Source organism: Spongiibacter marinus, from assembly GCF_016906995.1.
GTDB lineage: Bacteria > Pseudomonadota > Gammaproteobacteria > Pseudomonadales > Spongiibacteraceae > Spongiibacter > Spongiibacter marinus.
Genome location: NZ_JAFBBD010000008.1, coordinates 58,102 through 82,416, shown reverse-complemented (window position 1 = coordinate 82,416; position 24,315 = coordinate 58,102). Strand labels below are relative to the sequence as shown.

The following is a 24,315-nucleotide window of genomic DNA, read 5'->3' as shown; positions in this document are numbered from 1 at the left end:
CCGAATTAACGCGGGGCCATGCGCAGCGCGCAGTCCAGGCGAATGGTTTCACCGTTGAGAATGGGGTTTTTAACGATCTGCTCAACCAACATACCGTATTCCTTTGGCTGCCCAAGGCGCTGGGGGAACGGCAGTGTGGCGGCGAGGCTGTCTTGCACCTCTTGGGTGAAGCCCGCCATCATCGGCGTCATAAACAAACCCGGCGCGATGGTGTTTACACGAATGCCCTCGCGCGCCAATTCACGTGCGGCTTGCAGAGTCATGGCCACAACACCGCCCTTAGAGGCGCTGTAGGCAACCTGACCGATCTGGCCTTCAAACGCTGCCACTGAGGCGGTATTGACGATTGCGCCGCGCTCACCGTCGGCATTGGGCTCGCGACTGGCCATATCTGCCGCCGCCAAGCGCATAACATTAAAGCTGCCGACCAAATTTACTTGAATCACCTTGTCGAAATTTTCCAGCGGCATGGGGCCGCTCTTCCCCAGAATGCGTGAACCCGGCGCAATGCCCGCACAGTTCACGGCAATACCGCAGGGGCCGTGGGCCTCGCGCGCGGCGGCAAAAGCGGCCTCAGCACTTTCTGAAGACGACACATTGCAGCGCACGAAAATACCGCCAAGTTCATCGGCAACCTGGCGACCGCGCTCTTCCTGCAGGTCAAAAATGGCGACCTTACATCCCTCTGCTGCCAGGGCACGTGCGGCCCCCTCACCCAAACCCGATGTCCCGCCGGTCACTACTGCTGCAACGCCGTTAAACTCCATGATCTTCCTCTTTGCTCTCTCGTTATGCTGGCCGCATACAGCACCACCGCTGGCGGCCAATTTTCAGTGACAGCAGTGTCGCCCAGCCCCCAGCGGCAAGCCATGACATATTGCGGCAGGAAATTTGTTAAAAAATGCAGCTTAGGCCTTTCAACAAACGGGAAGCGTTAGGCAATATACTAATACCCATATATACTTTATGTGTATTAACCCGTTCGGCTCAGCATTGGCATAGCAGTAGTGGCGCCTGTTCAGCCTCGGTTTTGCTCCATTGGCAAACGGAGAGCCCGGCCACCGATGAACACCGACATCAGCATTGATGACATTATTAACGGGGTAGACAAGCACGAGTTCGAATTGCGCTTCTCTCCCCAGGTTGACCTCGGTAAGGGCGTGGTCACCGGCATGGACACCAATCTGGTTTGGGCAAAAGATGGCTACGAGACCTTAACCAAGTCAGCCATATTGGGCATTCTTGATCGCCACAATAAGCGTATCGGCTTTTTCCTCTACTATTTGCTGCGCGCGCTCAAAGCCCATGCCAAGCTGCTGCGTATGGGCCATCACTTTCCCTTGAGTATCACCCTGCGGCCCAGCGAGCTGGCCAGCGAGGGCTTTTTTAATGCTGTGACACAGATATTTCACGACAGCGGTGCCTCAGCACGGGACATCACTCTGCAATTGCCCCCCACCTTGTTCGACGACTTCTACAACCACTTGCCAACACTTGGCCGACTCATCGACTTTGGTTTTAAAATATCGATTCGGGATTTCTATCAAGACCCAAACACCCTGAGCAAAGTAAGCAGGGATGTTATTCACGAAGTGGTGACACCTCCGGGCCTCGGCCAACGGCTGACCACCAGCACCAAAGCCTCCGACAACTTACGCAAACTCGTTGACGCGGCCACAAGCCAGCAATGGCGTTGCGTGGTGGACGGTATTGGCAACCGACACTGCCTGGACGCCGCCGCCGCGCAGGGTGCCCGTATTGTACAAGGCCGCTACTTTGGCGAAGGCCTGACCCTCGAGGCCGCGCGACAACTCCTGGACTCCCAGCTCAGCAAGCGCTGACTCTGCCAGCTCGCTGGTATTCCCCCTGCATAAATACTGTCCTTAGCGTTGATTTAGCCGCCCCCACCGACACGGCCTCAGCAAATGTAAAATCATATATTCCAAATTAGAATAACCATATTCCTTGAAGTTATTACGCTAAGGCGCTACGTTAGAGACTCACTTTTCACTACCGGAGCCTATTGCGATGGAAGACACCCAACAGCCCGTGGCCGGACTACCACGGATCAACGAACCTGCTCCCGACTTTAATGCCCTGACGACCGACGGCCAAAAGCAGTTGAGCGATTACCGCGGTAAATGGCTGGTGCTGTTTTCCCACCCCGCCGACTTTACCCCGGTGTGCACAACGGAATTTATCGCCTTTGCCAAAGCGGCCCCCGACTTTGCCGCACTCAACTGTGAATTACTCGGTCTATCGATAGACAGTATTCACTCCCACATTGCCTGGATGCGTAATATTCAGCAGAACTTCGGTGTGGAAATTCCCTTCCCGATTATCGAAGACCTGAAGATGGACGTTGCCAAAGCCTACGGCATGATCCATCCGGGTGCGGGCGATACCTCGGCGGTACGCGCGACCTTTATCATCGACCCCAACGGCGTGCTGCGTGCAATGGTGTACTACCCGATGAGTAACGGCCGCTCAATTCCCGAGTTTTTGCGCCTATTGGAAGCACTGCAAACCAGTGAAGAACACGGCGTAGCCACCCCCGAAGGCTGGAAAAAAGGCGACAAGGTGATTGTTCCACCTGCCAAAACCGCCGCTGATGTAAATGCCCGCATGGCGTCCAACGACTATGACTGCACCGACTTCTACTTCTGTACCAAGTCTTTGTAAAACGCGGCCACGTGTAAGGGAGAAACCATGAAAACCGTTCACGATATGGTTGAAGAGGCAAAAGGCCACATTCAGGAAGTTAATGTCGACGAGGCCAAGCAGGCGATAGCCGATGCTGACTACCTTATAGACGTGCGTGAGGAAGATGAATTTCACGCCGGGCATATTGAGGGCGCAATCAATATTCCACGCGGTGTGCTGGAGTTTAAACTCAGCAGCGAGGAGGCCCTGGCTGACCGCATGCAGAAAGTGGTGCTCTATTGTAAAAGTAGTGGCCGCTCAGCGCTGGCAGCCGCAGCAATGAAGGAAATGGGCTATCAGCAGGTGGTCTCGCTTGCTGGCGGTATCGAAGCCTGGCAAGCGGCCGACCAAGCGGTGGTCACGCCAAACCTGCCGGATTTTGAATAAGTCGCTGATATAAAAAAACCGCTATGGCTCTCACCATAGCGGTTTTTACTTCCTGCCAGTTTTGGCTTTTTTTATAATTTCTTAGAACACTTCAAACAGCGCTGCAGCGCCCATACCGCCACCGATACACATGGTCACCACGGCGTATTTTTCACCGCGACGCTTGGCTTCCAGCAAGGCGTGGCCCACCAGACGCGCACCACTCATACCGAAGGGGTGGCCAATAGAGATACCGCCGCCATTCACGTTCAATTTGTTGTTGTCGATACCCAACTGGTCGCGGCAGTAAATTACCTGACAGGCGAAGGCTTCGTTCAGCTCCCAGATGCCGATATCGTCGACTTTCAAACCCTGACGCTTAAGCAGCTTGGGAATCGCAAACACGGGACCAATGCCCATTTCGTCGGCCTTGCAGCCGGCAACAGCCATACCGCGGTAAGCGCCCAGAGGTGCCAGGCCCAATTGCTCGGCGCGCTTGGCTTCCATCAATACGCTGGCTGAGGCGCCGTCTGACAACTGCGAGGCATTACCGGCAGTAATGAAGCGACCTTCTTTCACCCACTGGCCGTCTTTCCAAACCGGCGCCAGACCTTGCAGGCTTTCCAGTGTGGTGGAGGGGCGATTGCACTCGTCGCGATCCAGCACCACGTCTTTGTAAGTAACTTCTTTGGTTTCTTTGTTAAACACTGACATGCGCGTCGCAAAGGGCACGATCTCGTCGTTAAACAAACCGGCTTCCTGCGCCGCCGCAACACGCATCTGGCTTTGCAGCGCGTATTCATCCTGCGCTTCACGGCTGATGCCATAGCGCTCGGAAACAATCTCTGCGGTTTCGATCATCGGAATATACGCCGTGGGATCGATTTCCGTCACCGTTTTTGAAACGTTGCGGTAGGTGTTCTTGTGCTTGGTTTGCACCAGCGAAATCGACTCCAGGCCACCGGCAACGGCAACGTCCATTTCGTCACACATAATCGACTTAGCGGCCCAGGCGATGGTCATCAAACCAGAGCTGCACTGGCGGTCGATAGTCATGCCTGCCGTGGTGTCAGGCAAACCCGCAGCTACGCTACACAGACGGCCCAGGTTGTAGCCCTGTGTGCCCTGCTGTGCAGCGGCGCCCATGATCACATCTTCAACCGATGCGGGGTCGATACCCGCTTTTTCCACCGCGGCTTTTACCGCGTGACCACCCATTGCCGGGGCTTCGGTGTCGTTCAGGGCACCGCGAAAGGATTTACCCATGCCGGTACGGGCGGTAGAGACGATGACGGCTTCTTTCATGTTGAACCTCGTTCGCTTAGGCGCCGCATGTCCGTGCGACGCCGGGATTGAATTCTATTAGCTCTGTGCTGGCTGCGATAGCCTAACGCGCCTTAGGCCCGTTGCGAAGAGCAGCTGATGATTTCTCCGGTCAGGTAGCTGGAATAATCCGACGCCAAAAACATCATGACGTTAGCCACTTCCCACACCTCGGCGCCGCGCCCGAAGGCTTCGCGGCCTTCCAGTTCGGCCAGCAATTCCTCTGGCGCTGATTTCTTCAGCATCGGGTGAACCGCCAGCGACGGCGACACGGCGTTAATACGAACGCCAAAATCGGCTGCTTCCAGCGCCGCGCAACGCGTCAGCGCCATCACACCCGCCTTGGCAGCGGCATAGTGAGACTGCTCTTTTTGCGCGCGCCAGCCCAGTACCGAGGCATTGTTAACGATCACGCCAGCACCGCGAGCCTTCATGGTGCGCATCATCTGGCGAGTCATACGCATGGTGCCATTTAGGGTAACGTCGATGACCTTGTCCCACTCGGCGTCTTCCATGTCGATCAATGACTTGGTGGTGCCAAGGCCAGCATTGTTAATCAGTACGTCCACGCCACCGCAGAACTCTTCAGCAAAACCGATCAGCGCCTGAACATCATCCTCGACGGCAACATTGCAGACTTTACCAGCAACTTGCTCCAAGCCCGTTTCGCTTTTTAAACGCTCCACGGCGTCGTTCAAGCGGCCCTCGTGGATGTCGCTAATAACAATACTCCGGCAGCCCTCTTCCACGGCGCGCTTAGCCGCCGCAAAGCCAATGCCGGCACCTGCCGCGGCGGTAATCAATACCGACTTGCCCTTGAGCAGGCCGTGGCCTGCCACGTATTCTGGAATCTTCACACTCATTCTATCGCTCCATTGCGCGCCGATCAGCGCAGCGCGCTTTTAACTGTCGTTGTGGTTGTTTGTTACGGCATTACCACTTGGGTTCTTTGGGCATTCCCAAGCCGCGCTCGGCAATAATATTGCGCTGAATCTGGTTGGTGCCGCCGTAAATGGTATCTGAGCGGGTAAACAAGAATAGCGACTGCAGACGGTTCAGCTCGTAGGGCCCCTCCGGCAAAATCGTCGCCTCTGGCCCCATAATATCCACCGCCAGCTCACCGAGGTCGCGGTGCCAGCTCGCCCAGTACAGTTTGTAGATCAGCGCCTCTTTTTGCAGGCTGCCGTCCCCCTTGTCGCCAGACAGCATACGCATGCTGTTGTAGCGCATAATTTTCAGGCCAATGTGAGCCTGGGCAATTCGCTGGCGGATCTGAGGGTCATTAGCTGCGCCGTTTTCACGGGCCAGTTTTACCACCTCGTTGAGCTCGTTTTGGAAGGCCATTTGCTGACCGAGTGTGGATACGCCGCGCTCAAAACCGAGCAAGCCCATCGCCACTTTCCAGCCGTCGCCGGGTTCGCCAACAATGTCATCGGCATCGCACTCGGCGTCGTCAAAGAACACTTCGTTAAACTCTGACGTGCCGGTAATTTGCTCGATGGGGCGCACCGTCACCCCGGGTTGATCCATTTTTACCAGGAAGAAACCCAGCCCTTTATGCGCTTTTGAATCAGGGTCGGTGCGGGCGATAACAAAGCAGTATTCCGACTCGTGGGCCAGTGAGGTCCAGACCTTCTGGCCATTGATTACCCACTTGCCTTTCGCCTCGTCAAAGCGGGCCTTGGTTTTTACATTGGCCAGGTCTGAGCCAGCTCCCGGCTCGGAATAGCCCTGACACCAGAACTCGGTGCCCGCCAGAATACCCGGCAGATACTTGGCTTTTTGCGCCTCGCTGCCAAAGGCAATTAGTGTCGGTCCGGTAAGGCCGTCGCCGATATGCCCCATACGACCGGGCGCACCAGCGCGGGCGTATTCTTCATAAAAAATAACTTGCTGCTCGATCGACAAACCACGGCCGCCGTATTCCGTTGGCCAACCCACACAGGTCCAACCGCCTTCGGCCAGTTTTTGCTCCCAGCGTTTGCGCTCCTCGGGGAACATATGCTCGTCGCCGGGGCCACCGCGAAATTTGAGCTGGGCAAACTCACCGGTAAGATTGTCGGCCAACCAGCCCGCAATCTCTTTGCGGAAGGCTTCGTCTTTTTCGCTGAATTGTAATTTCATACTTGCTCTCGCTTAGCGTATTCGTTGCACACGCAGATCGTCGCGCGATCTATTTGCCTGCCAATGGCTGCTTATTACTTTGTGGCTATTCGCCGTCGAGCAGCAGGGAGGCAATATTTTCGCGGTGTTGATCGCTGTTACCCAGCAGGTGTTCGCTGGCTTTGGCGCGTTTGAAATACAGGTGAACGTCGTATTCCCAGGTGAAGCCCACACCGCCGTGCATCTGCATGGCTTCGCCAGCATTTTTGAAATACGCCTCGGAGCACCAGGCCTTGGCGATACTGGCGGCTTCGGGAAGTTCGGCGCTAAGCTCGCCACCAGTGAGGGCTTCGTCGGCAACACAGGCCGCGTAGTAAATGGATGAACGCGCCACTTCGTTGCGCATCATCATGTCGGCCGCTTTGTGCTTAATAGACTGGAAGCTAGCAATCGGGCGATTAAATTGCTTGCGCTCTTGGGTGTACTCCACCGCTGAAGACAGCAATTGCTGCATGCCGCCCGCTTGCTCTGCTGCCAGGGCAACAGTGGCCAGTTGCAGGGTTTTATTCAGTGCATCGGCCGCATCGTCTGACTCACACGTCAGCTTGGCACCGGCAGGCACGCGCAGGTCTTTAAGTTGTATGGCTGCCTGGCGACGCGTCTGGTCCATGGTCGGTAGTGCTTGGCGTTCAATACCGGCCGCTGTGGCATCCACAGCGAACAGCTGCACCGCATTGTTACCTTCTTCTTTAGCCGCAAGAATCAGCAATTCGGCACTGGCGCCGTCGATAACATAGCGGTAGTCACCGTTTAGCAGATAATCGTCGCCGTCCTTGCGCACGCTGGCGCTGACCGAGTCGGCCGTCCAGCCGCCAGTATTGCTCCACGCCAGCGTGGCTGTTTTGCCTTCGCAAATCGCGCCCAGGTGCTCGGCTTTTTGCTCTTCGGAACCCGCACACAGCAGTGCATTGGTGGCCAGGCACACGGTTGAGAAATACGGCGCGCACAGCAGGTAGCGGCCCATTTGTTCAACAATGGCGATCAGCTCGATATAGGAAAGCCCGAGACCACCGTAGGCCTCGGGAATATGAATGGCTTGCCAGTACATCTCACCACACAGGCGCTGCCATAGCTCGGCATCGTAACCCAGCTCAGACACCATTGCGGTGCGCACCGCTTCGCTGGTGGATGTATCTTTAAGAAAGGCCTCCGCCGTATCGCGGATCATTTGCTGTTCGTCGGTAAACGCAAAATCCATACAGACTCCAGTTCACGACGGAGACCCCGTGACCTTACAGCCGCAGCTGCAAGCGCACAAAGGGACCGTCTTCAAAGTCGAACTCACCGCCCTTCTCGGCGTCGAATTCGATGTCACCAAATCCCAGCTGAATTGCTGAGTTTTGAAAGATTGATATTTCAGCGCTAAGCGACCATTCGCTGTAGCCGTCCACGTCGCTAAAACCAGTAGCTTCAGGGCCGTAGTAAATACCGCCGCGCAAACGTAGTACGTCGTTCAGTGGCAGACTCAGATCACCGCCAAAGGCCATAACGCCACCATCGAAACCGCTGTCGTCGGCCGTCAGCGTCACGGCTTTGGCACCCACGCGGCCGGTTAAGGCGCCGCGACGGCCGTTGGCATACAGGCCGGCAGACAGCAGGTCTGCATCGTCTTCGTGGTGCAACCAGTCGAACTGCGCACTGGTTTCCGGGCCGATGTCGCCGGCAATCGATGCTCCAAAGCTCTCATCGCCAAAGCGGAAGGCAACGCCTCCCGCCAGGGCGCTATGCGCGGTGGTGGCAAGCAGTACTGCAGCGAGTAGCGGTGATTTCATGGTGTTGATTCTCCGTGGATTGATGTCCTAGAAAATCAGCTACCATACACTTTCTGCGCGGGAACTGCCTCTGCCAATAGCTTCTCGACAGCCTGGCCAACTTCCGCTGGTGCCCAGCGATCGCCTTTATCGACCTCGGGGCCTTTGCGCCAGCCATCGGCAATGGAAATTTTGCCGCCCTCGGCTTCAAACACTTTGCCACTCACTGAGGCTGCTTCTGCGCTAGCCAACCACACCAATAATGACGACACGTTTTCCGGCGCCCAATAGTCAAAGCTGCCATCGTCCGGCTTGGCCATGCGCTGCGCCATGGATTCAACGGCAGTTGTCATGCCTGTGCGGGCCGCTGGCGCGATCGCGTTGGCAGTAATACCGTAGCGCGCCAGCTCGGCGGCCTGGTTAAGCGTAAGCGCCGCAATACCGGCCTTGGCCGCTGCGTAGTTCGACTGACCAACAGAGCCTTGCAGGCCAGCACCGGAGGTGGTGTTGATAATGCGTGCATCCACGGCCTTGCCCTCTTTGGACTGACCGCGCCAGTAGTGAACCGCATGGGAGGTGATGCAGAAATGGCCCTTCAGGTGAACCGCCATAATGGCGTCCCAATCGGCTTCGGTCATTGAGGCGAACATGCGGTCGCGGTTAATACCCGCGTTGTTCAGCACCACATGCAGGTCGCCAAAGGTATCAATGGCCTGCTTTACCGCATTGAGGCTATCGTCGTAGTTGGTGATATCCGAGGTGTTAACAATCGCGGTGCCGCCAGCGGCCGTAATCTCGTCGACCACTTTTTGCGCAGCGTCTTGATTAATATCGTTAACGATCACCTTGGCGCCTTCACTGGCAAATACCTTGGCGTGTGCCGCGCCCAAACCACCACCGGCACCGGTGATAATCACTACACGATCCTGACAAATACCCATTGCAGATCCTCTCTTGTTTCTTCTCTGCGCCGATCACACGGCGCGCTTAAATTGGAATGACCACCGCTACTGAGAGCGTCAGCTGCGTGTGGCTGGCAAGGCGCCGAGACGTTTTAAGTCGGGAGTTTACAAAGCCGTAAATGACCGTCTTAAAAAGGCTTGGTAACGCCGCCAGCCGCTTGCAGATGGCGTTCCGCTATAGACGCTCGATGATGGTGACATTGGCCTGACCACCACCCTCACACATGGTCTGCAAACCATAGCGACCGCCGCTGCGCTCCAGCTCATGCAACAGCGTTGTCATCAAGCGCGTGCCGGTCGCCCCAAGTGGGTGACCCAGAGCAATGCCGCCGCCGTTGATATTGGTTTTAGCGTGGTCGTAGCCGGTTTCCTTAAGCCACGCCATGACGACTGAGGCAAAGGCTTCGTTGATTTCAACAACATCAATATCCGCCAGGCTCATGCCGGCTTTTTTCAGCGCATACTCCGTGGCAGGAATCGGCGCAGTCAGCATCCAAATTGGGTCGTCAGCGCGCACACTCATATGGTGAATACGTGCACGCGGCGTTAAGTTATAACGCTTGAGCGCCGCTTCGCTCACCACCAACACGGCGCTTGAGCCGTCACAGGTTTGGCTGGACACCGCGGCAGTGACTTTGTCGCAACCGAACAGGTAATCCAGCTCGGCCATTTTTTCCAAGCTCGTCTCGCGGGGCGTTTCATCGTGTTGAACGCCAGCCAGGGGCAGCACTTCACGGTCAAAGCGGCCTTCTTTAATCGCCTGCAATGCGCGGCGGTGCGATTCCAGCGAGTACTCTTCCAGATCGCGACGACTCAGCTCCCACTTGTCGGCAATCATCTGCGCGGAGTTGAATTGCGTTGGCGGCTTAGCGCCGTAACGGGCAACCCAGCCTTCAGAGCCGGAGAACGGGTCTTTAAAGCCCAGTGGCTCAGCGGCTGTCATGGCCGAAGAAATGGGGATCTGGGTCATGGTTTGCACGCCGCCGGCGATTACCACATCTTGCGTGCCAGACATTACCGCCTGCGCCGCGAAGTGAACCGCCTGCTGTGAGGAACCACACTGACGGTCAATAGTCGTGCCCGGCACCTCTTGCGACAGGCCCGCTGCCAGCCAAGCCGTGCGCGCGATGTCACCGGCCAAGGGGCCGATGGTATCGACGCAGCCGAAGATCACATCGTCGTATTCGTTATCGGGAATGCCGTTGCGCTCAACAATGGCTTTGAGCACGTGAGCGCCGAGGTCGGCGCCGTGGATCTGCGCCAAGCCGCCCTTGCGACGCCCGGTGGGGCTTCTCACTGCATCGACAATATAGGCTTCTGCCATGATAGTTTCCTCTTATTGCCCGCTCAGCAGGCGATAACCGTCAATTAAAAAGTTGCGCCAGCACCGAGTGCGGCGTTATCGGCCAGCAGTGCGGCGGCCACGCGATTTTTATGGAAGCCCGCCGTGCCATAACTGCTGTTAAATGCCCAGGCGCGCTTCATAAAGATGTGCAGGTCCACTTCCCAGGTGTAACCCATCGCACCGTGAACCTGGATGCTGTTTTTCGCCGCGAGGTCGGCCACTTCACAGGCGGCCAGTTTCGCGTGGCTCACCGACAATTCTGCGCGCGGCGTGTCGTTGGCAATGTCATAGGCGGCGCGATAAACCGGTGTTTTGGCGTATTCCAGTTTGTAGGCGATATTCGCCATGTGGTGCTTAACGGCCTGGAAGCTGCCAATGGCCACGCCGAACTGCTTGCGCTCGCTGGTGTATTGCACCGACAGATCAATCATTCGTTGAGCCAGACCCAGCGACTGCGCTGCCACACCCAGTGCGCCACGATTCAGCGCTTTGTTGAGCAACGCCTGGGCAGTATCGCCGTCGGCCAGACAAACCGCCGCCGCGGGGTCGAAGTCCACAGCAAACAATTTGCGACCGGGGTCGACAGATTCGTTGGCGCGCAGGCTGGCATTGGCGGCCTCTACCGCATAGATCGCGCCGTCTTTTTCGAGCAACAGCAAATCCGCGCAGTGGGCGTCTTCGACCAACTTGTTCACCGCCAGACCCACCACGGCACGCGCCTCACCCGAGGCAATTTTTGGCAACCACTGCTCTGCAATCGCGCTGTTACCACATTCACTAAGCAGCGGCGTAGCCACTAGCACGCTATTCACCAGCGGCTCAGACAGGGCGACGTATCCGGCTTCCTGAGCCAGCAGGACGAAGTCCAGTTCGTTCATGCCCAGCCCGCCGAAGTCTTCGGGAACTGTCAGCCCGGTCAGGCCCAACTCGGCCAATTGCTGCCACAGTTCATCGCTGCGACCGCTATCGGTTTCCCACAGCTGACGAATTTTGTCGGGGGTAATTTCATTCACCAGAAAGTCGCGCACTGATTCCTGAAACAAGAGCTGATCTTCGCTAAAGGTAAAGTCCATGTCAGTCTCCTTATTTGCGCGGCATGCCGAGCATACGCTCTGCAATGATGTTGCGTTGAATCTCGTTGGTGCCGGCGTAAATCGGCCCGGACTGGGCAAACAGCCAACCGTCTAACCAGCGGCCAACGTCACCGGCATCGGGCGACTCGGGCAGCAGCTCGCCGCGGATTTCAAGAATTTTCAGCGCGGTGGCGTGCATTTGCTGGTCGAGCTCAGACCAGAAAATTTTATTGGTCGAGGCCTCGGCACCGATTTTTCCACCCTGCATTAGACGGCAGGCCGTTTGGTAGGTCGTCAGGCAGTACGCCTCGGCATCCATATAGGCGCGCAGTACTGCTTCGCGAATGCTGGGGTCTTCATCGGCCGTTTCTTGGTTAGCTTTGTAGAGCTCTACCAAGCGTTTGGCCGTTTCCTGGAAACGCGCCGGTGAGCGCAGCATCAAACCGCGTTCAAAACCCGCGGTGGCCATCGCCACGCTCCAGCCCTCACCCTCACCGCCCAGGCGGCAGTCGACAGGTACTTTGACATTGTCGAAGAAGATTTCAGCAAATCCCGGCAAGCCGTCCAACTGAGGAATAGGACGAACGGTAATGCCCTCGCTGTCCAGTGGCACCAGAATAAAGGTCAGGCCGCGATGGCGCTCTGACTCTGGGTCGGTACGGAACATACCAAAACACCAATCGGCCCATACCGCGCGGGTCGACCAGGTTTTTTGACCGTTGATAATGTAGTGGCTACCGTCTTCGCTAAGGTCTGCTCGCGAGCGGATGGCAGCCATATCAGAACCGGCGTTCGGCTCAGACCAACCCTGACACCAAATATCCTTGCCGGTGGCCATACCATTGAGGAAGCGCTTTTTCTGCTCTTCGGTGCCGTACTCCATCAGGGTGGGGCCAAGCAGGAAGATGCCGTTTTGGTTTACCCGCAGTGGCGCAGACGCTGCGTAGTACTCTTCTTCAAAGATCAACCACTGCATCAGGTCGGCGCCGCGGCCACCCATTTCCTCTGGCCAGGTGATCATGCCCCAGCGGCCTTCGTACAATTTGGCCTCCCACTCGCGGTGCTGCTGGAAGCCTTCTTCGGTGTCGAAGGACTTCAAGGGCTCGGCGGGAACATTGGCCTTTAACCAGCTGCGAACTTCTTCGCGAAAGGCTTGGTGCTCTGCGGTGTATTCGAGTTTCATGGGTGATTCTCGTCTCGGTTCAGCGGCGGGCGGTGCCCGCCGTTAATCAAAATTTGGCGTCGCGCTTTTCAACAAAGGCGTCTTTGGCTTCTTGCGAGTCTGGCTCGGCATAGGCCTCTTGCGTAAAGCCCTGCTCCCAGCGGTATTTGTCTTCCAAATTGCCGTCTTCCACACCGTTGAGGGCTTCCTTGGCCAGCTCGATCATGCGCGGTGATTTCTCGGCAATTTTGTCGGCAATATCGCGGGCAGTTGCCATCAGTTGATCGCGGGGAACCACCTTTTCAATGGCGCCCAGGCGATAGGCCTCTTGCGCATCGATAGCCTCACCGGTGAAGTACATGTAGCGCACTTTCTGCACCGGGAACATGCGCTGCAAGTGAGCGCCGCCGCCCATTGCCCCGCGGTCAACTTCCGGTACGGCAAAGGTCGCACACTCCGATGCCACAATGATGTCGGCGGCACCACTGATACCAATACCACCACCAAGTACGAAGCCATGCAGCGCGACAATGACCGGCTTGCGGCAGCGGTGAATCGCTTTGAAGGTGTCGTAGTTACCCTTGTTGACGCGGGTAATCATGGCGGGGTTTGCCGCCAGCTCTTTGATATCAACACCGGCGCAAAAGCCGCGACCCTCGGCAGCGATAATCACTACGCGCACCGCGTCGTTGTCGCTCAGGGTATTGATCTCGGCAGCGATGGCCAGCCAGCCGTTACTGTCAAAGGCGTTAACTGGTGGCTTATTGAAGATTAGTTCAGCAACACCGCTGTCGCTGATGCTCAGGGTATATGGCTTGCTCATTATGCGTTCCCCATTTTTGCGAAGCGCGACTCGGCTTCGTCGACAATGCTGCGAATCAGGTCTTCACAACTCAGTAATTCATCGATAACACCTGCCACCTGGCCAGAGGGCAGCACGCCTTCGTCCGGGCGGCCATCGACCATGGCTTTTTGAATAATCATCGGTGCATTCGCCGCCATAATGGCCTGCGACTTAGTAATGTCGCCGCTGCTGGTCATGGCGAGCGCAGAGCGCAGCAGGGAGGTCATGCTGGCGCCGGTGAACTTGCGAAAGGCCAAGCCATTGCGCAAGGCGATAATCAGTTTTTTCAGTGGGCCGGCTTTCTCCAGCTCGCTGAGGAAGTCATTCAAAATCATGCGCTGCGGCAGGCCGTCGAGGGCTTCACTGCGAATGATGGCACCGGGGTCTTTGCAGGCGAGATAGCGCTGCTTGGTCGCTTCGGGAACAGGACTTTCTTTGGTCAACAAGAAGCGTGTTCCCATGGCGATGCCGTCAGCCCCATAGGCCAGTGCCGCCAGCAAACCGCGACCATCTTTAAAGCCGCCCGCACCCAGGACCGGCACTTTGTCACCCACGGCGTCCACCACTTGTGGCAGTAACAGGGTCGTGGGGATTGCACCGGTGTGACCGCCACCCTCGCCGCCTTGAACGGCGACGGCATCAGCGCCCATCTCTACTGCCTTGATGGCGTGCTTGGGCAAACCCACGGTTGGCATGCAGACCACGCCAGCCTCTTTCAGGCGAGCAACCATCTCTTTACCTGGCGAGCGCGAGTAGCTCACCGCCTTAACGCCGTGCTTGATCACCAGATCAATAATCTCAGCGGCGTTGGGCTGATACATATGGAAGTTCACGCCGAAGTTCGCATCGGTTAGCGACTTCACTTCTAGAATATTGGCTTCCATTTGCTCGGGCGGAATGGTTGCCCCAGCCAGAAAACCAAAACCACCGGCATTGCCAGTGGCCGCAACCAGTTTCGGGTCGGCAACCCAGCCCATCGCGGTTTGGATAATGGGGTATTTACAGCCCAGTAATTCGGTAATGCGGGTATCGAGTAGCGTCGACATAAATAATTAGCTCTGCGTTGAATCGACAAAGCACCGACCTGCATTACAGGCCGGTGCTTGTTGCGCCTGGCCGTATTAGCCGCGAACGCCCGGAGGGTTATCCTTCAACTGCTTGGCGCGCAGGTTGTGCGGGTCAATGCGGCGGATAATGTCCAGTTGCTCTTCGGTGGGAGCCGGCGTTGTTGGAATAGACGCAGGAACATGCACCGGGAAGCCGGTATTTTCCTGAACCTCTTCCACAGTAACGCCGGGGTGAAGGCTAACGATCTGCATTTGGCGGTTGGGACCACGGAAGTCGAACACACCCAAGTTGGTGTACACCTGACGCACATCGATCTCGTCGAAGCTGTAACCTTTAGGCAGACGATCCGGGTTGTAGCCAATGGTGCACACCACGTCGCACTCACCTTCTACAAACACGCGCTTGCTGTGCATGGGCACCAGGTAGCTGTTGGCGTGACAAATCGAGTTTCCGGGGAAACCACGCACACCCAACATTTGCACCTTGGGCTTGCTGTGATCGCCACCCAGCGCTGAGATGTTTGCCTGCGCGAAGCGGTCGATTTGGGTTGGCCCACCGGTCAGGTGACGACGGCCGCTCCATACGTTGTCAAAAATGCGGGTAAAGCCCATCCACGTTTCCGCCTTCGGCTGGAAGTCGGCATCGCGTTTGCCGACGGGATTGGGCTCCGACAGCAACCACGCTTCGGAGTCAGTCATCATGATGTCGGTATTGCTGCTCAGCATGGCGAGGCTGGCGGCGATACGCGGCAGCACACCGATGCCGGTGACCAGAACTTCGCCGTCATTGTCATAAGCGCTGGCATTGGCACAAATCATCAGCTCGGCCAGGCTGTATTCTGTTGCAGGGGTAGTCATAACTAGAATTCCTCAGACCGATCAGTAAACAGGCAGCGGCAGTTGACGGATGGCGTCGATACCACCCACAGCTTGCTGGTATTCCGCTTCACTGCGACCCTTGATGTATTTGTCGAAGTAGGCTTCAAAGCCGCCCTCTTTCGCCGAGGCGTTGTACTCTTGGAAGTGCGGCACATCGAAGCCGTATTCAGGCGTGCATGATGTGGGGTGAGCACCGCCGGCAACCGGAATAACCGCCGAGGTCATGGTGCGTTCCCAGAAGACGTAACGCGCTTCGTCGCCCTGAGCAAAGTATTCGGTGTCGACCAGCTCTTCACAGCTGACGATAGTCTTGTCAGCCGCGCGCGCCATCCACTCGTCCATATACACATCGGGGCCTTTGATCTGGCAAACGCCACGACGGTCTGCGCGGTCAACATGCAGTAGCGCCGCATCGAGTTTCAGTGCGGGCATTGCCAGCCACTCTTTCTCATCATAGGGGCTGTCGACCAGTTTGATGTCTGGGTTGAGGTTAACAACATCGGTTCCCAGACCGAGGCGAGAGGGAATATAAGGACAGCCCCACGCTGCCGCGCGCAGGCCCAGCAGCATCATGCCCTCGTCAATTTCCATCACCTCAATCTCGCCATTTTGACGAGCCTGGCGGAAATAGGGCTCCAGCGGAATAAAGTCCAGCGACACGAAGGCGAACACCACTTTTTTCACCTTACCGGCAGCACACAACATGCCGACATCTGCACCGCCATAGGCCACGATCGTCAGGTCTTTAAGATCAGACTTGAGAATCTCGCGAATCAGCGCCATTGGCTTACGACGCGGCCCCCAGCCGCCAATACCGATGGTCATGCCATCGCGTAGCTCGCCAACGAGCTCCTGCAAAGCCATTTCTTTATTCACGTCCACTCCTTAATACAAAGCGAGGTTTGCCGCTTGAGACAATCCGTCATACGCAGCTCTGCTACGCATAACATTAGAAATTACAGCTTACCAATGAAAAAAACCTAAGCCATAAGCCAAATAGATTACGCAAAAACTTATTCTGAGCCATTATCAGGCTCTGGGCCGACGATCCGGCTCATGCGGTAATCATGCTTAACAAAATTAACCCCCAACGAGCATTCGGTGCGCAGTACACCAGGCAGGCCGCTGATACGCCGGTGCAAGAAGGCCGCGAGCTCCGCGTGGTTCTGCACCAGCGTAATGGCGAGCAAGTCAAAGCGGCCCAGCATCTTGCCGACAAAGCCGATTTCCGGCACCGCCGCCAACTGCTTGGCCAGCTCGTCGCACTGTGCGCTGCGCTCTACTTCCACCCAAATGTAAGCCAGTATCGGATTTCGCAGCCGCGCGATGTTGGTCATCGCGGTGATACGCACCAAGCCCTCGGCCTCCATGCGCTTGATGCGCGAGCGCACCGTGCCCTCGGTAATCCCGAGCTCTGCAGCAATTTTGCGGTTGCTGGTGCGGGCGTCATGGGCCAGGCCATCGAGAATCTTCAGATCGAGCTCATCTAGCTGTTTCTTCTGCATGACCTAGTCCGCCTGCCCGAAGGGCACCCAATTTGACTGATTTTTGAGAACGTCCAGCGCGACGGATGGCTCCAGCTTTCTCACACCGGGCACGGCAGCCAGCTGACTGAGCAGCTTGTTGAGGTCTTCCTGATCACGCGCCACCGCCAGCGCTTCAATATCCAACGTGCCAACCACCTGGCACACGGAGAAAACCTGGGCAAAACTCGCTAAATCTTCTGCGACCTCATCGGCGGCGCGGCCTTCCACCTGAATACCGACCGCCAGCATCATGCTGTAGCCCACCGCTTCGTAGTCGGTAACAGCAACGACCCGCAGGCTGTCGGCCTCCTCCATGCGACGCACCCGCGAGCGCACAGTGGCTTCGGTTAGACCGAGATCCGCAGCAATGGCTTTGTAGGGCATGCGCCCGTCGCGGCGCAGCAAGGCAACAATGCGAAAGTCCACCTCGTCCATGCCCTGGTTGGACTCATCCCCCGCTAGCGGTGGGATGGCACCATCGCTGCCAATATTCACGCCTGGGCCTCAATATGCTGGGCGGCCTGCCCAGCCAGTTCCGTTTTCAACACCTTGCCCGAGGCGTTCATTGGTAGCGCATCGACGAATGCCACGTAGTAAGGAAGTTTGTAGCGCGCCAATTGCTCAGCACAGAAGGCTTTTACCTGTTCAGCCGACAGCTCGCTGCCCGCGCGGCGCACAATAAAGGCCATACCCACTTCACCCTGTGGGGCCTTGGGTACACCGATGACTGCAGCCTGGGCGACGCCATCCAAACCGTAGAGCAGTTTTTCAACTTCCGCGGGATAGACGTTTTCACCGTTCATGATGTACATATCTTTTAAACGGTCGGTAATGCGCAGGTAGCCGCGCTCATCCATCACGCCAATATCGCCGGTGCGCAGCCAGCCATCGCTGGTGATGGCATCGGCGGTCGCCTCGGGCATGTCGAAGTAGCCTTGCATAACGTTGTAGCCCCGCAACCACACCTCACCCTCTTCGCCGGCAGCGCGCGCCTCACCGGTTTGCGGATCGGCGCATTTAAGCTCCACACCGGGCATCGCGCGGCCGCAGGTGTTGGCGATGGTCTCGGGGTCATCATCGGGGCGGCAGATGGTCACCACCCCCGTCGACTCAGTGAGACCGTAGGCGGTCACCACCGTCTCAAAACCCAGCTCGCTGCGCATGTCTTCCACCAGCTTTACGGGTACCGTCGCGGCACCGGTTACGCCGAGGCGCAAGCTTGAGAAGTCATAATTACCCCGCTCGGGGTCGGCCAGTAGCATTTCGTAAAGCGAGGGCGCGCCGGGCAACATGCTGATGCGGTGGCGAGAAATTGCCTCCATAACCAGGCGGCGATCAAACTGCGCCATGGGGAAAATCGTGCACCCGCTAATCAAGGCTGCCAACCACCCCGCCTTGTAGCCAAAGGAGTGGAAGAAGGGATTGATAATCAGGTAGTTGTCGTCGGCGCGCAGGCCAACAGTGTCGCTCCAGGTGGCAAATACGCGAATGTTTTGTTCGTGGCTACACAGCACCCCCTTGGGCTTGCCGGTGGTACCCGAGGTAAAAAGCATATCGGCACTGTCTTCGGGATTGATCGCGCGCTCCAGCGCAATGAAGGCAGCGTCGTCGGCTTCGCTGGCCTTCGCCATAAATGCCGCCCACCCCAACTGATCCGCGCTGTCGCCGTCGCTGTCCAGTCGAACACTGTGGCGCAAGGCCGGTAGGCTTTCGCTTTTCACCACCTCGGCGGGAACCGCCCCCTCCAGCGCACCGACAGTCAGCAACACACTCACTCCGGCCCGCGCGAGAATATCGGCAGCCTCAGGGCCCTGCAGACGAGTATTAAGAGGCACCAACACGGCGCCCACTGACTGCAAGCCCAGCGCGGCAATAATCCAGCGCGCACTATTCGGCGCCCAAATAGCCACCCGGTCACCCGACTGAACCCCCAGCGCCATGAACGCGCGACCGGCGCTGCGGCGAAGGTCATTGAGTTGCCGATAACTGAGCACCTCGTCTTCTGCCTGTATTGCCGTTTTTGCACCGTACTGCTGAGCGGCCCACCCCATCAAACGGGGGACAGTCAGCGGCGGCAAGTTGAGGTCAGCAAGCTGATCAGCGCGGCCAGAAGCATTGGAAGAAGGCGATTTAGACGATGGCATGTTCAAGCCCCTAAACATCGGCGAAAACATAGAGTCTAGAAGCAGAATCGCAACACAACAAGACTTTGCGTAGCATTATCTATTAAATACTACGCATAACACTGATAACTAATCCCTTCGGATGACGTTAACCTAGGCTGTGAGTGACGCCAGATCGGCCAGCGGACGCTGCTGCGCCTCGGCCACCGCCGGGCAGTAAACGGCACCACCGGCAATATTGATACCGTCGCGTATCCCCGGCGTTGCCGCAATGCTGGGCAAGTCACTGCTGGCGATGCGCTGCACGTAGGGCAGCGTTGCCTGACTCAATGCCAGGCTCGCCGTTCGCGATACTGCACTGGGAATATTGGCGACGCAGTAATGGACAATACCCTGATCAATAAATGTGGGCTGCTGGTGACTGGTCGGACGACTGCTTTCAAAACAGCCGCCCTGATCGACCGCAACGTCGACCAATACCGCACCGGCATTCAGCAGTGGGAGATGGCTTCGCTTAAGTAGCTGCGGCGCTCGCGCGCCCGGCACCAAGGCCGCTCCAACCACCATATCGACATTGGGCAACACGGCCTCGCAATCGAGCTCGGCCAGTACCGCCAGGTGCGCGCTGTTGTAATGAGCGGCCAACTGATCCCGGCGCTGTCGCTGCTTTTCAACCACCGCGACCGTTGCGCCCATTCCCAGCGCCACGTCGATGGCCTGACTGCCCACAACGCCCCCACCGAGCACCAGCACTTTTGCCGGCGGCAGCCCGGCAACAGCACCCAGCAACACACCCCGACCACCCTGCGCAGTTTCCAAACAGTGCGCCCCGGCCTGCACTGAAAGCCGCCCCGCAATTTCACTCATGGGCTTTAGCAGGGGCAGTCGGCCCGCGTCGTCGGTAATCGTTTCATAAGCGATAGCCGTCACGCCGCTGGCAAGCAGGTCACCACATAGCGCAATGTCGGGGGCGAGGTGGAGATAACAGAACAAGTGCTGACCCGCGCGCAGCAGGTCAATTTCCCCAGGCTGGGGCTCTTTCACTTTGACGATAAGCGCCGCTTGCGCGTAGACCTCTTCAGCGCCTGACAACACGTTAGCACCGGCTTGCCGATATTCGTCATCCAGATAGCCCGATCCCTGACCTGCGCCCTCTTCAACGACGACTTGGTGACCCTGCTCAGTGAGCTGACGCACCGCGCTGGGCGTCAAACCCACACGATATTCCTGCGCTTTTTGCTCTTTTGGCACGCCGATACGCATATCGATCTCCCGTTACACCGCACAAAGGGCAGCTTTCTCACAGGAAATATGGCTGATATCTACAAGATTACCAATTTGGCGAAAGGGCAACGGCCTTATCGCGGCTTACGGATTTACACGCGCTGCCATAGACCGTCGCGCTCTATCGCTTCGCCGTCTTTTTGCAATTTCAACAGATGGGCCCACAGCGAGAGCTGGGCTATGGGGTGCAGGGCAGGGTCAACATCGTCGTAGGCGTGTACCACCAGGCCATCCAGCGCCTGGGGGCGCTGCTGGGACTCAAGTGTTTGGCGCACTTTGTGCTCTCGCCCCAGGCGGTGTTTTATCAGCGCCTCGATTTCCGCGCGGGGCTCGTCAATAAGACGGCCGTGCCCCGGCGCCAGGGCCTGGAGCGGGTATTCCAGCATGCGTTCGAGCGACGCAATGTAATCGGCCATATCGCCAGCGGGAGGGATGATCACCACCGTCGACCCCTCCATAATATGGTCGCCGGTAAACAGCAGGCCGCTGGCTTCATGGAGAAAGCAAAAGTGATTGTCGACATGCCCGGGGGTATGCACGGCGATTAAGCGCTCGCCATCGACATCAATATCATGCTCGTGCTGCAGCTCAATGTGTGGCGAAAAGCTTGTGTCCTGATGACCATCATCAGCAATGGCCCGCCCAAGCAGCGGCACATCGTAACGCTCTGCCAGCATGGCCGCCGCGGGAGAGTGGTCCGGATGGGTGTGGGTCACAACAATTTGCGTAAGCTCGCCGCCAATTTGGCGCAAAGCGGCCTCCAGAGCCTCCACATGTTCGGCCATTGGCGGCCCCGGATCGAGCAGGGTTATACGGCGGCGACCAAGTAAGTAACTATTGGTGCCGGGGCCAGTCATTACGCCGGGGTTTGGCGCGATCACTCGGTGCACCGTCGGTCGCAATTGTTCGAGAATTCCACTTTGCATTGTCTGTGCTCCGCTTTTCACGCTACAAGTGTGTCGATTTCGCAGCGGGCCGTCAAAGCAGAGGCGCCTTGTTGTGCGCCGCCTGCAGTGGACTGCGCAAGCGCCATAGCAACCGAGCACCCAGCAACAGCGCTGAGCAACTCAGCCCGGCACACAAGCCCAACCAGTAGCCGCTTGGCCCCATCGGCGACAGCTGCCACTGCCCGGTTGCCAGCACATAGCCCACCGGCAAACCCACTCCCCAATAGGCAAATAGCGTGAGTAACATCGGCACACGGGTATCTTCAAAACCGCGCAGGCAGCCATTGGCAGTCACTTGTAGAGCGTCTGAAACTTGATAGAGCGCGGCGAACAGCAGCAGATAACTGGCCAGCGCAATAACCTCTGCGTTGTCGGTGTAGATGCGGGGAATCCACTGCCGCGTCAGCACCAGCAAGCTCGCCGCCGCAAAACCGATAAACAGCGTAATGCGAAAGGCGACGTTTATCGCGGTGCGCAGCGCTTGTTCGTCCTCGCGACCGCGCGCATGGCCGATGCGCGCCGTTGCCGCCAGGGCAAAACTGAGCGGCAGCATAAAGACCAGCGAGGTGAAATTCAGGGTCAGTTGATGGCCCGCCACGATGATGGGGCCGGACTGGCTGAGCAACAAGGCTATCACCGCAAAAATGCTGACTTCAAAAAATATCGCCAAGGCCACAGGCAAGCCCAAGCCAAATAAGTACCTCAGGGTCGCCGGTTCCAGCCGCCACGGGCTCAGTTTGAAGCGGTCATCGGAGTTTGCATAACTGGGATGGCGCAATACGTAAAAAATCATCAGCGCCGCCATCAGCCACATCACCACCGCCGTGGCCCACCCGCAGCCAACGCCGCCCATTGCGGGAAAACCCAATTTGCCGTAGATCAGCACGTAGTTCACCGGGATATTGACGAGCAACCCTATCACGCTAATCCACAATACGGGCCGGGTGTCTCCCCTCGCCTCGGTGTAACTGCGCAGCGCCAATACCACGGCAATGGCCGGCAAGCCCCAACTCAGGCCCCGCAGGTACTCTCGCACCATTGGACGCATCGTCTCATCAACATCCATCCAGGCCAGCACAGGGGCCGTGTTTCGCAACAGGAAAAAGGCCAGTACCCCAAATAGCAAACCCAGCATCACCGCCTGCTGCATAATCGGGCTCACCCGGTGGTGCTGGCCTGCACCCATATGGCGGGCCAGCACCGAGGTCGTGCTCATTAGCAAGCCGGTCAGAAACAGAAATACCGGCACCCAGATACTGGCGCCAACTGCCACAGCGGCCAAGTCCAGTGCCGAGACGCGGCCGGCCATGACGGTGTCTACAAATCCGTTGGCAGACTGGGCCAACTGACCACCAAAAATAGGCAGAGCAATACGCAGCTGGCTGCGCAATTCCTGTTGCTGGGAGGACGACATTGAGACTCTCGGTGGGACAGATTCGGCCTGCACTCTAACGCAGCCAACGCGGCGCCGCAAACCGCCCGAATCAATTTTTTCTGTACAAATAAAAACGGGAGCTAATGCTCCCGTTGCACGGCTAATTCAGCGGCTTACACCATGTTTTTTATCGCCACCACGGGGTCGACATCGGCGTCGTAATCCACGCCGTCGATATCAAAGCCAAACAACTTCAAAAACTCGTGCTTGTAGCCCGCAAAATCGGTGAGGTCGTGGAGGTTTTCTGTCGTAACCTGATCCCAGGCCTCAGCCACGGCTTGCTGAATCTCTTCACGCAGCTCCAGACCATCGGCGCGCAGCCGGCCCTCGTCGTCCAGCACCGGCGCATCGCTGTAGAGGCTGTTGCGAAACAGCCCGTATACCTGCTCGATACAGCCTTCGTGACTGCCGTCGGCTTTCATCACCTTGAACAACAGCGACAAGTACAAAGGCATAATCGGAATCGCTGAGCTCGCCTGAGTCACCACCGCCTTCAACACCGAGACTCTCGCGTCGCCGCCCTTGGCCGCCAAGCGCTGGCGAATGTCGACCACGCGTTTATCCAGGTCTTTTTTCGCCTGACCGATGGTGCCATGCCAATAGATATCCCAGGTGATGCGCTCACCGAGGTAGGTGTAGGCAGTCGTCTTGGCGCCATCAGCAAGCACACCGGCCTCATCGAGGGCATCGATCCACATCTGCCAATCTTCACCGCCCATCACAGCCACCGTGTTGTCGATGTCTTCCTGTGAAGCCTCTGGCAGCGTGACTGTTTCGATAACTTCTTTATCGGTGTTCACGCCGCGCTGGCTGACCGCCTTGCCGATGGGCTTCAAGGTCGAATTATAGACCTCACCGGTTTTGGGGTGCTGACGACGCGGCGCCGCCAAGCTGTACACCACGAGGTCAACCTGCCCCAGGTCTTCCTTTATTTGCGCGATGGTTTTTTGCTTTATTTCATCGGAGAAAGCGTCGCCATTGATGCTCTTGGCATACAGCCCCTCGGCCTCGGCAAACTTGTGAAACGCCGCCGAGTTATACCAGCCTGCGGTGCCCGGCTTCTTCTCCGTGCCCTCTTTCTCGAAAAAGATACCCAGCGTGGCCGCCCCACTACCAAAGGCGGCACTGATCCGCGAGGCCAGGCCGTAGCCAGTGGAAGAACCGATCACCAGCACTTTTTTAGGGCCATTTTCGATAGCCCCCTGCGCCTTCACATAGTCAATTTGTTCGCGAACATTAGCCTCACAGCCTACGGGGTGAGTGGTTACACACATAAAGCCGCGCACACGGGGTTTAATGATCATTCGCTGTCCTGCTCCATCGTTATTAGCCCTGAATTGTGGGGCATTATACGGCCTGCTT

The 24,315-nt window shown here is 57.4% G+C and carries 24 protein-coding genes; 3 read left to right on the top strand and 21 right to left on the bottom strand.

Annotated features, from left to right (window positions below; genetic code table 11):
* Positions 1–5: 5 nt before the first annotated feature.
* Positions 6–767, bottom strand: coding sequence for an SDR family NAD(P)-dependent oxidoreductase (locus tag HNR64_RS13080; protein WP_204996891.1), 762 nt, complete (start codon positions 765–767; stop codon positions 6–8).
* Between the two features lie 297 nt (positions 768–1,064).
* Here HNR64_RS13080 and HNR64_RS13075 point away from each other — a divergent pair, with 297 nt between their 5' ends.
* The 3 genes from HNR64_RS13075 (at position 1,065) to HNR64_RS13065 (ending at position 3,090) form a co-directional block, all read left to right on the top strand.
* Positions 1,065–1,841 (top strand): EAL domain-containing protein, encoded by a 777-nt coding sequence (locus HNR64_RS13075; RefSeq protein WP_204996890.1) that lies wholly within the window; start codon positions 1,065–1,067, stop codon positions 1,839–1,841.
* 187 nt (positions 1,842–2,028) lie between these two features.
* Positions 2,029–2,682: a peroxiredoxin gene (locus HNR64_RS13070; protein WP_204996889.1), complete on the top strand. Its 654-nt coding sequence runs from the start codon at positions 2,029–2,031 to the stop codon at positions 2,680–2,682.
* Positions 2,683–2,709: 27 nt separating this feature from the next.
* Entirely contained in the window at positions 2,710–3,090 is a 381-nt protein-coding gene (locus HNR64_RS13065; protein ID WP_204996888.1) for a rhodanese-like domain-containing protein, read from the top strand.
* Positions 3,091–3,171: 81 nt separating this feature from the next.
* Here the strand turns inward: HNR64_RS13065 and HNR64_RS13060 are convergent, their stop codons facing one another.
* From HNR64_RS13060 to fabV, 20 genes are all read right to left on the bottom strand, one after another.
* The gene (locus HNR64_RS13060; protein ID WP_204996887.1) at positions 3,172–4,374 is read right to left on the bottom strand and encodes an acetyl-CoA C-acyltransferase; all 1,203 of its coding nucleotides are present in this window, start codon (positions 4,372–4,374) and stop codon (positions 3,172–3,174) included.
* 92 nt (positions 4,375–4,466) lie between these two features.
* Positions 4,467–5,255 (bottom strand): SDR family oxidoreductase, encoded by a 789-nt coding sequence (locus tag HNR64_RS13055; RefSeq protein WP_204996886.1) that lies wholly within the window; start codon positions 5,253–5,255, stop codon positions 4,467–4,469.
* 70 nt (positions 5,256–5,325) lie between these two features.
* A complete protein-coding gene (locus HNR64_RS13050) occupies positions 5,326–6,516 on the bottom strand; it encodes an acyl-CoA dehydrogenase family protein (RefSeq protein WP_204996885.1) in 1,191 nt (396 codons plus the stop codon).
* Between the two features lie 85 nt (positions 6,517–6,601).
* Positions 6,602–7,753: an acyl-CoA dehydrogenase family protein gene (locus tag HNR64_RS13045; protein WP_204996884.1), complete on the bottom strand. Its 1,152-nt coding sequence runs from the start codon at positions 7,751–7,753 to the stop codon at positions 6,602–6,604.
* A 34-nt stretch (positions 7,754–7,787) separates the two neighbouring features.
* Positions 7,788–8,327: a YfaZ family outer membrane protein gene (locus HNR64_RS13040; protein ID WP_204996883.1), complete on the bottom strand. Its 540-nt coding sequence runs from the start codon at positions 8,325–8,327 to the stop codon at positions 7,788–7,790.
* Between the two features lie 35 nt (positions 8,328–8,362).
* Positions 8,363–9,247, bottom strand: coding sequence for an SDR family oxidoreductase (locus tag HNR64_RS13035; protein WP_204996882.1), 885 nt, complete (start codon positions 9,245–9,247; stop codon positions 8,363–8,365).
* A 196-nt stretch (positions 9,248–9,443) separates the two neighbouring features.
* Positions 9,444–10,592 carry an acetyl-CoA C-acetyltransferase gene (locus HNR64_RS13030; protein WP_204996881.1) on the bottom strand — a complete coding sequence of 383 codons (1,149 nt, stop codon included), beginning with the start codon at positions 10,590–10,592 and terminating at the stop codon, positions 9,444–9,446.
* 44 nt (positions 10,593–10,636) lie between these two features.
* The gene (locus tag HNR64_RS13025; protein WP_204996880.1) at positions 10,637–11,686 is read right to left on the bottom strand and encodes an acyl-CoA dehydrogenase family protein; all 1,050 of its coding nucleotides are present in this window, start codon (positions 11,684–11,686) and stop codon (positions 10,637–10,639) included.
* Between the two features lie 10 nt (positions 11,687–11,696).
* On the bottom strand, positions 11,697–12,869 hold the full coding sequence (locus HNR64_RS13020; protein ID WP_204996879.1) for an acyl-CoA dehydrogenase: 1,173 nt from the start codon (positions 12,867–12,869) through the stop codon (positions 11,697–11,699).
* 46 nt (positions 12,870–12,915) lie between these two features.
* The gene (locus HNR64_RS13015) at positions 12,916–13,671 is read right to left on the bottom strand and encodes an enoyl-CoA hydratase family protein (RefSeq protein WP_204996878.1); all 756 of its coding nucleotides are present in this window, start codon (positions 13,669–13,671) and stop codon (positions 12,916–12,918) included.
* Positions 13,671–14,738, bottom strand: a complete 1,068-nt coding sequence (locus HNR64_RS13010) for an NAD(P)H-dependent flavin oxidoreductase (RefSeq protein WP_204996877.1) — start codon at positions 14,736–14,738, stop codon at positions 13,671–13,673. Before HNR64_RS13010 ends, HNR64_RS13015 begins: the two co-directional genes overlap by 1 nt.
* A gap of 75 nt (positions 14,739–14,813) precedes the next feature.
* On the bottom strand, positions 14,814–15,617 hold the full coding sequence (locus tag HNR64_RS13005; RefSeq protein ID WP_204996876.1) for a CoA-transferase subunit beta: 804 nt from the start codon (positions 15,615–15,617) through the stop codon (positions 14,814–14,816).
* Between the two features lie 21 nt (positions 15,618–15,638).
* Positions 15,639–16,514 (bottom strand): CoA transferase subunit A, encoded by an 876-nt coding sequence (locus tag HNR64_RS13000; RefSeq protein WP_338061855.1) that lies wholly within the window; start codon positions 16,512–16,514, stop codon positions 15,639–15,641.
* A gap of 137 nt (positions 16,515–16,651) precedes the next feature.
* On the bottom strand, positions 16,652–17,143 hold the full coding sequence (locus HNR64_RS12995; protein WP_204996875.1) for an Lrp/AsnC family transcriptional regulator: 492 nt from the start codon (positions 17,141–17,143) through the stop codon (positions 16,652–16,654).
* Between the two features lie 3 nt (positions 17,144–17,146).
* Positions 17,147–17,659: an Lrp/AsnC family transcriptional regulator gene (locus HNR64_RS12990; protein ID WP_338061854.1), complete on the bottom strand. Its 513-nt coding sequence runs from the start codon at positions 17,657–17,659 to the stop codon at positions 17,147–17,149.
* A complete protein-coding gene (locus tag HNR64_RS12985) occupies positions 17,656–19,308 on the bottom strand; it encodes a FadD3 family acyl-CoA ligase (RefSeq protein WP_239547850.1) in 1,653 nt (550 codons plus the stop codon). The genes HNR64_RS12990 and HNR64_RS12985 overlap by 4 nt, the downstream gene beginning before the upstream one ends.
* 132 nt (positions 19,309–19,440) lie before the next feature.
* Positions 19,441–20,550, bottom strand: coding sequence for an alanine dehydrogenase (gene ald, locus HNR64_RS12980; RefSeq protein WP_204996874.1), 1,110 nt, complete (start codon positions 20,548–20,550; stop codon positions 19,441–19,443).
* A gap of 113 nt (positions 20,551–20,663) precedes the next feature.
* A complete protein-coding gene (locus tag HNR64_RS12975) occupies positions 20,664–21,497 on the bottom strand; it encodes an MBL fold metallo-hydrolase (protein WP_239547849.1) in 834 nt (277 codons plus the stop codon).
* 52 nt (positions 21,498–21,549) lie between these two features.
* Positions 21,550–22,932 carry an MATE family efflux transporter gene (locus HNR64_RS12970; RefSeq protein ID WP_204996873.1) on the bottom strand — a complete coding sequence of 461 codons (1,383 nt, stop codon included), beginning with the start codon at positions 22,930–22,932 and terminating at the stop codon, positions 21,550–21,552.
* A gap of 134 nt (positions 22,933–23,066) precedes the next feature.
* On the bottom strand, positions 23,067–24,257 hold the full coding sequence (gene fabV, locus HNR64_RS12965; RefSeq protein ID WP_204996872.1) for an enoyl-ACP reductase FabV: 1,191 nt from the start codon (positions 24,255–24,257) through the stop codon (positions 23,067–23,069).
* Between the last annotated feature and the right edge of the window lie 58 nt (positions 24,258–24,315).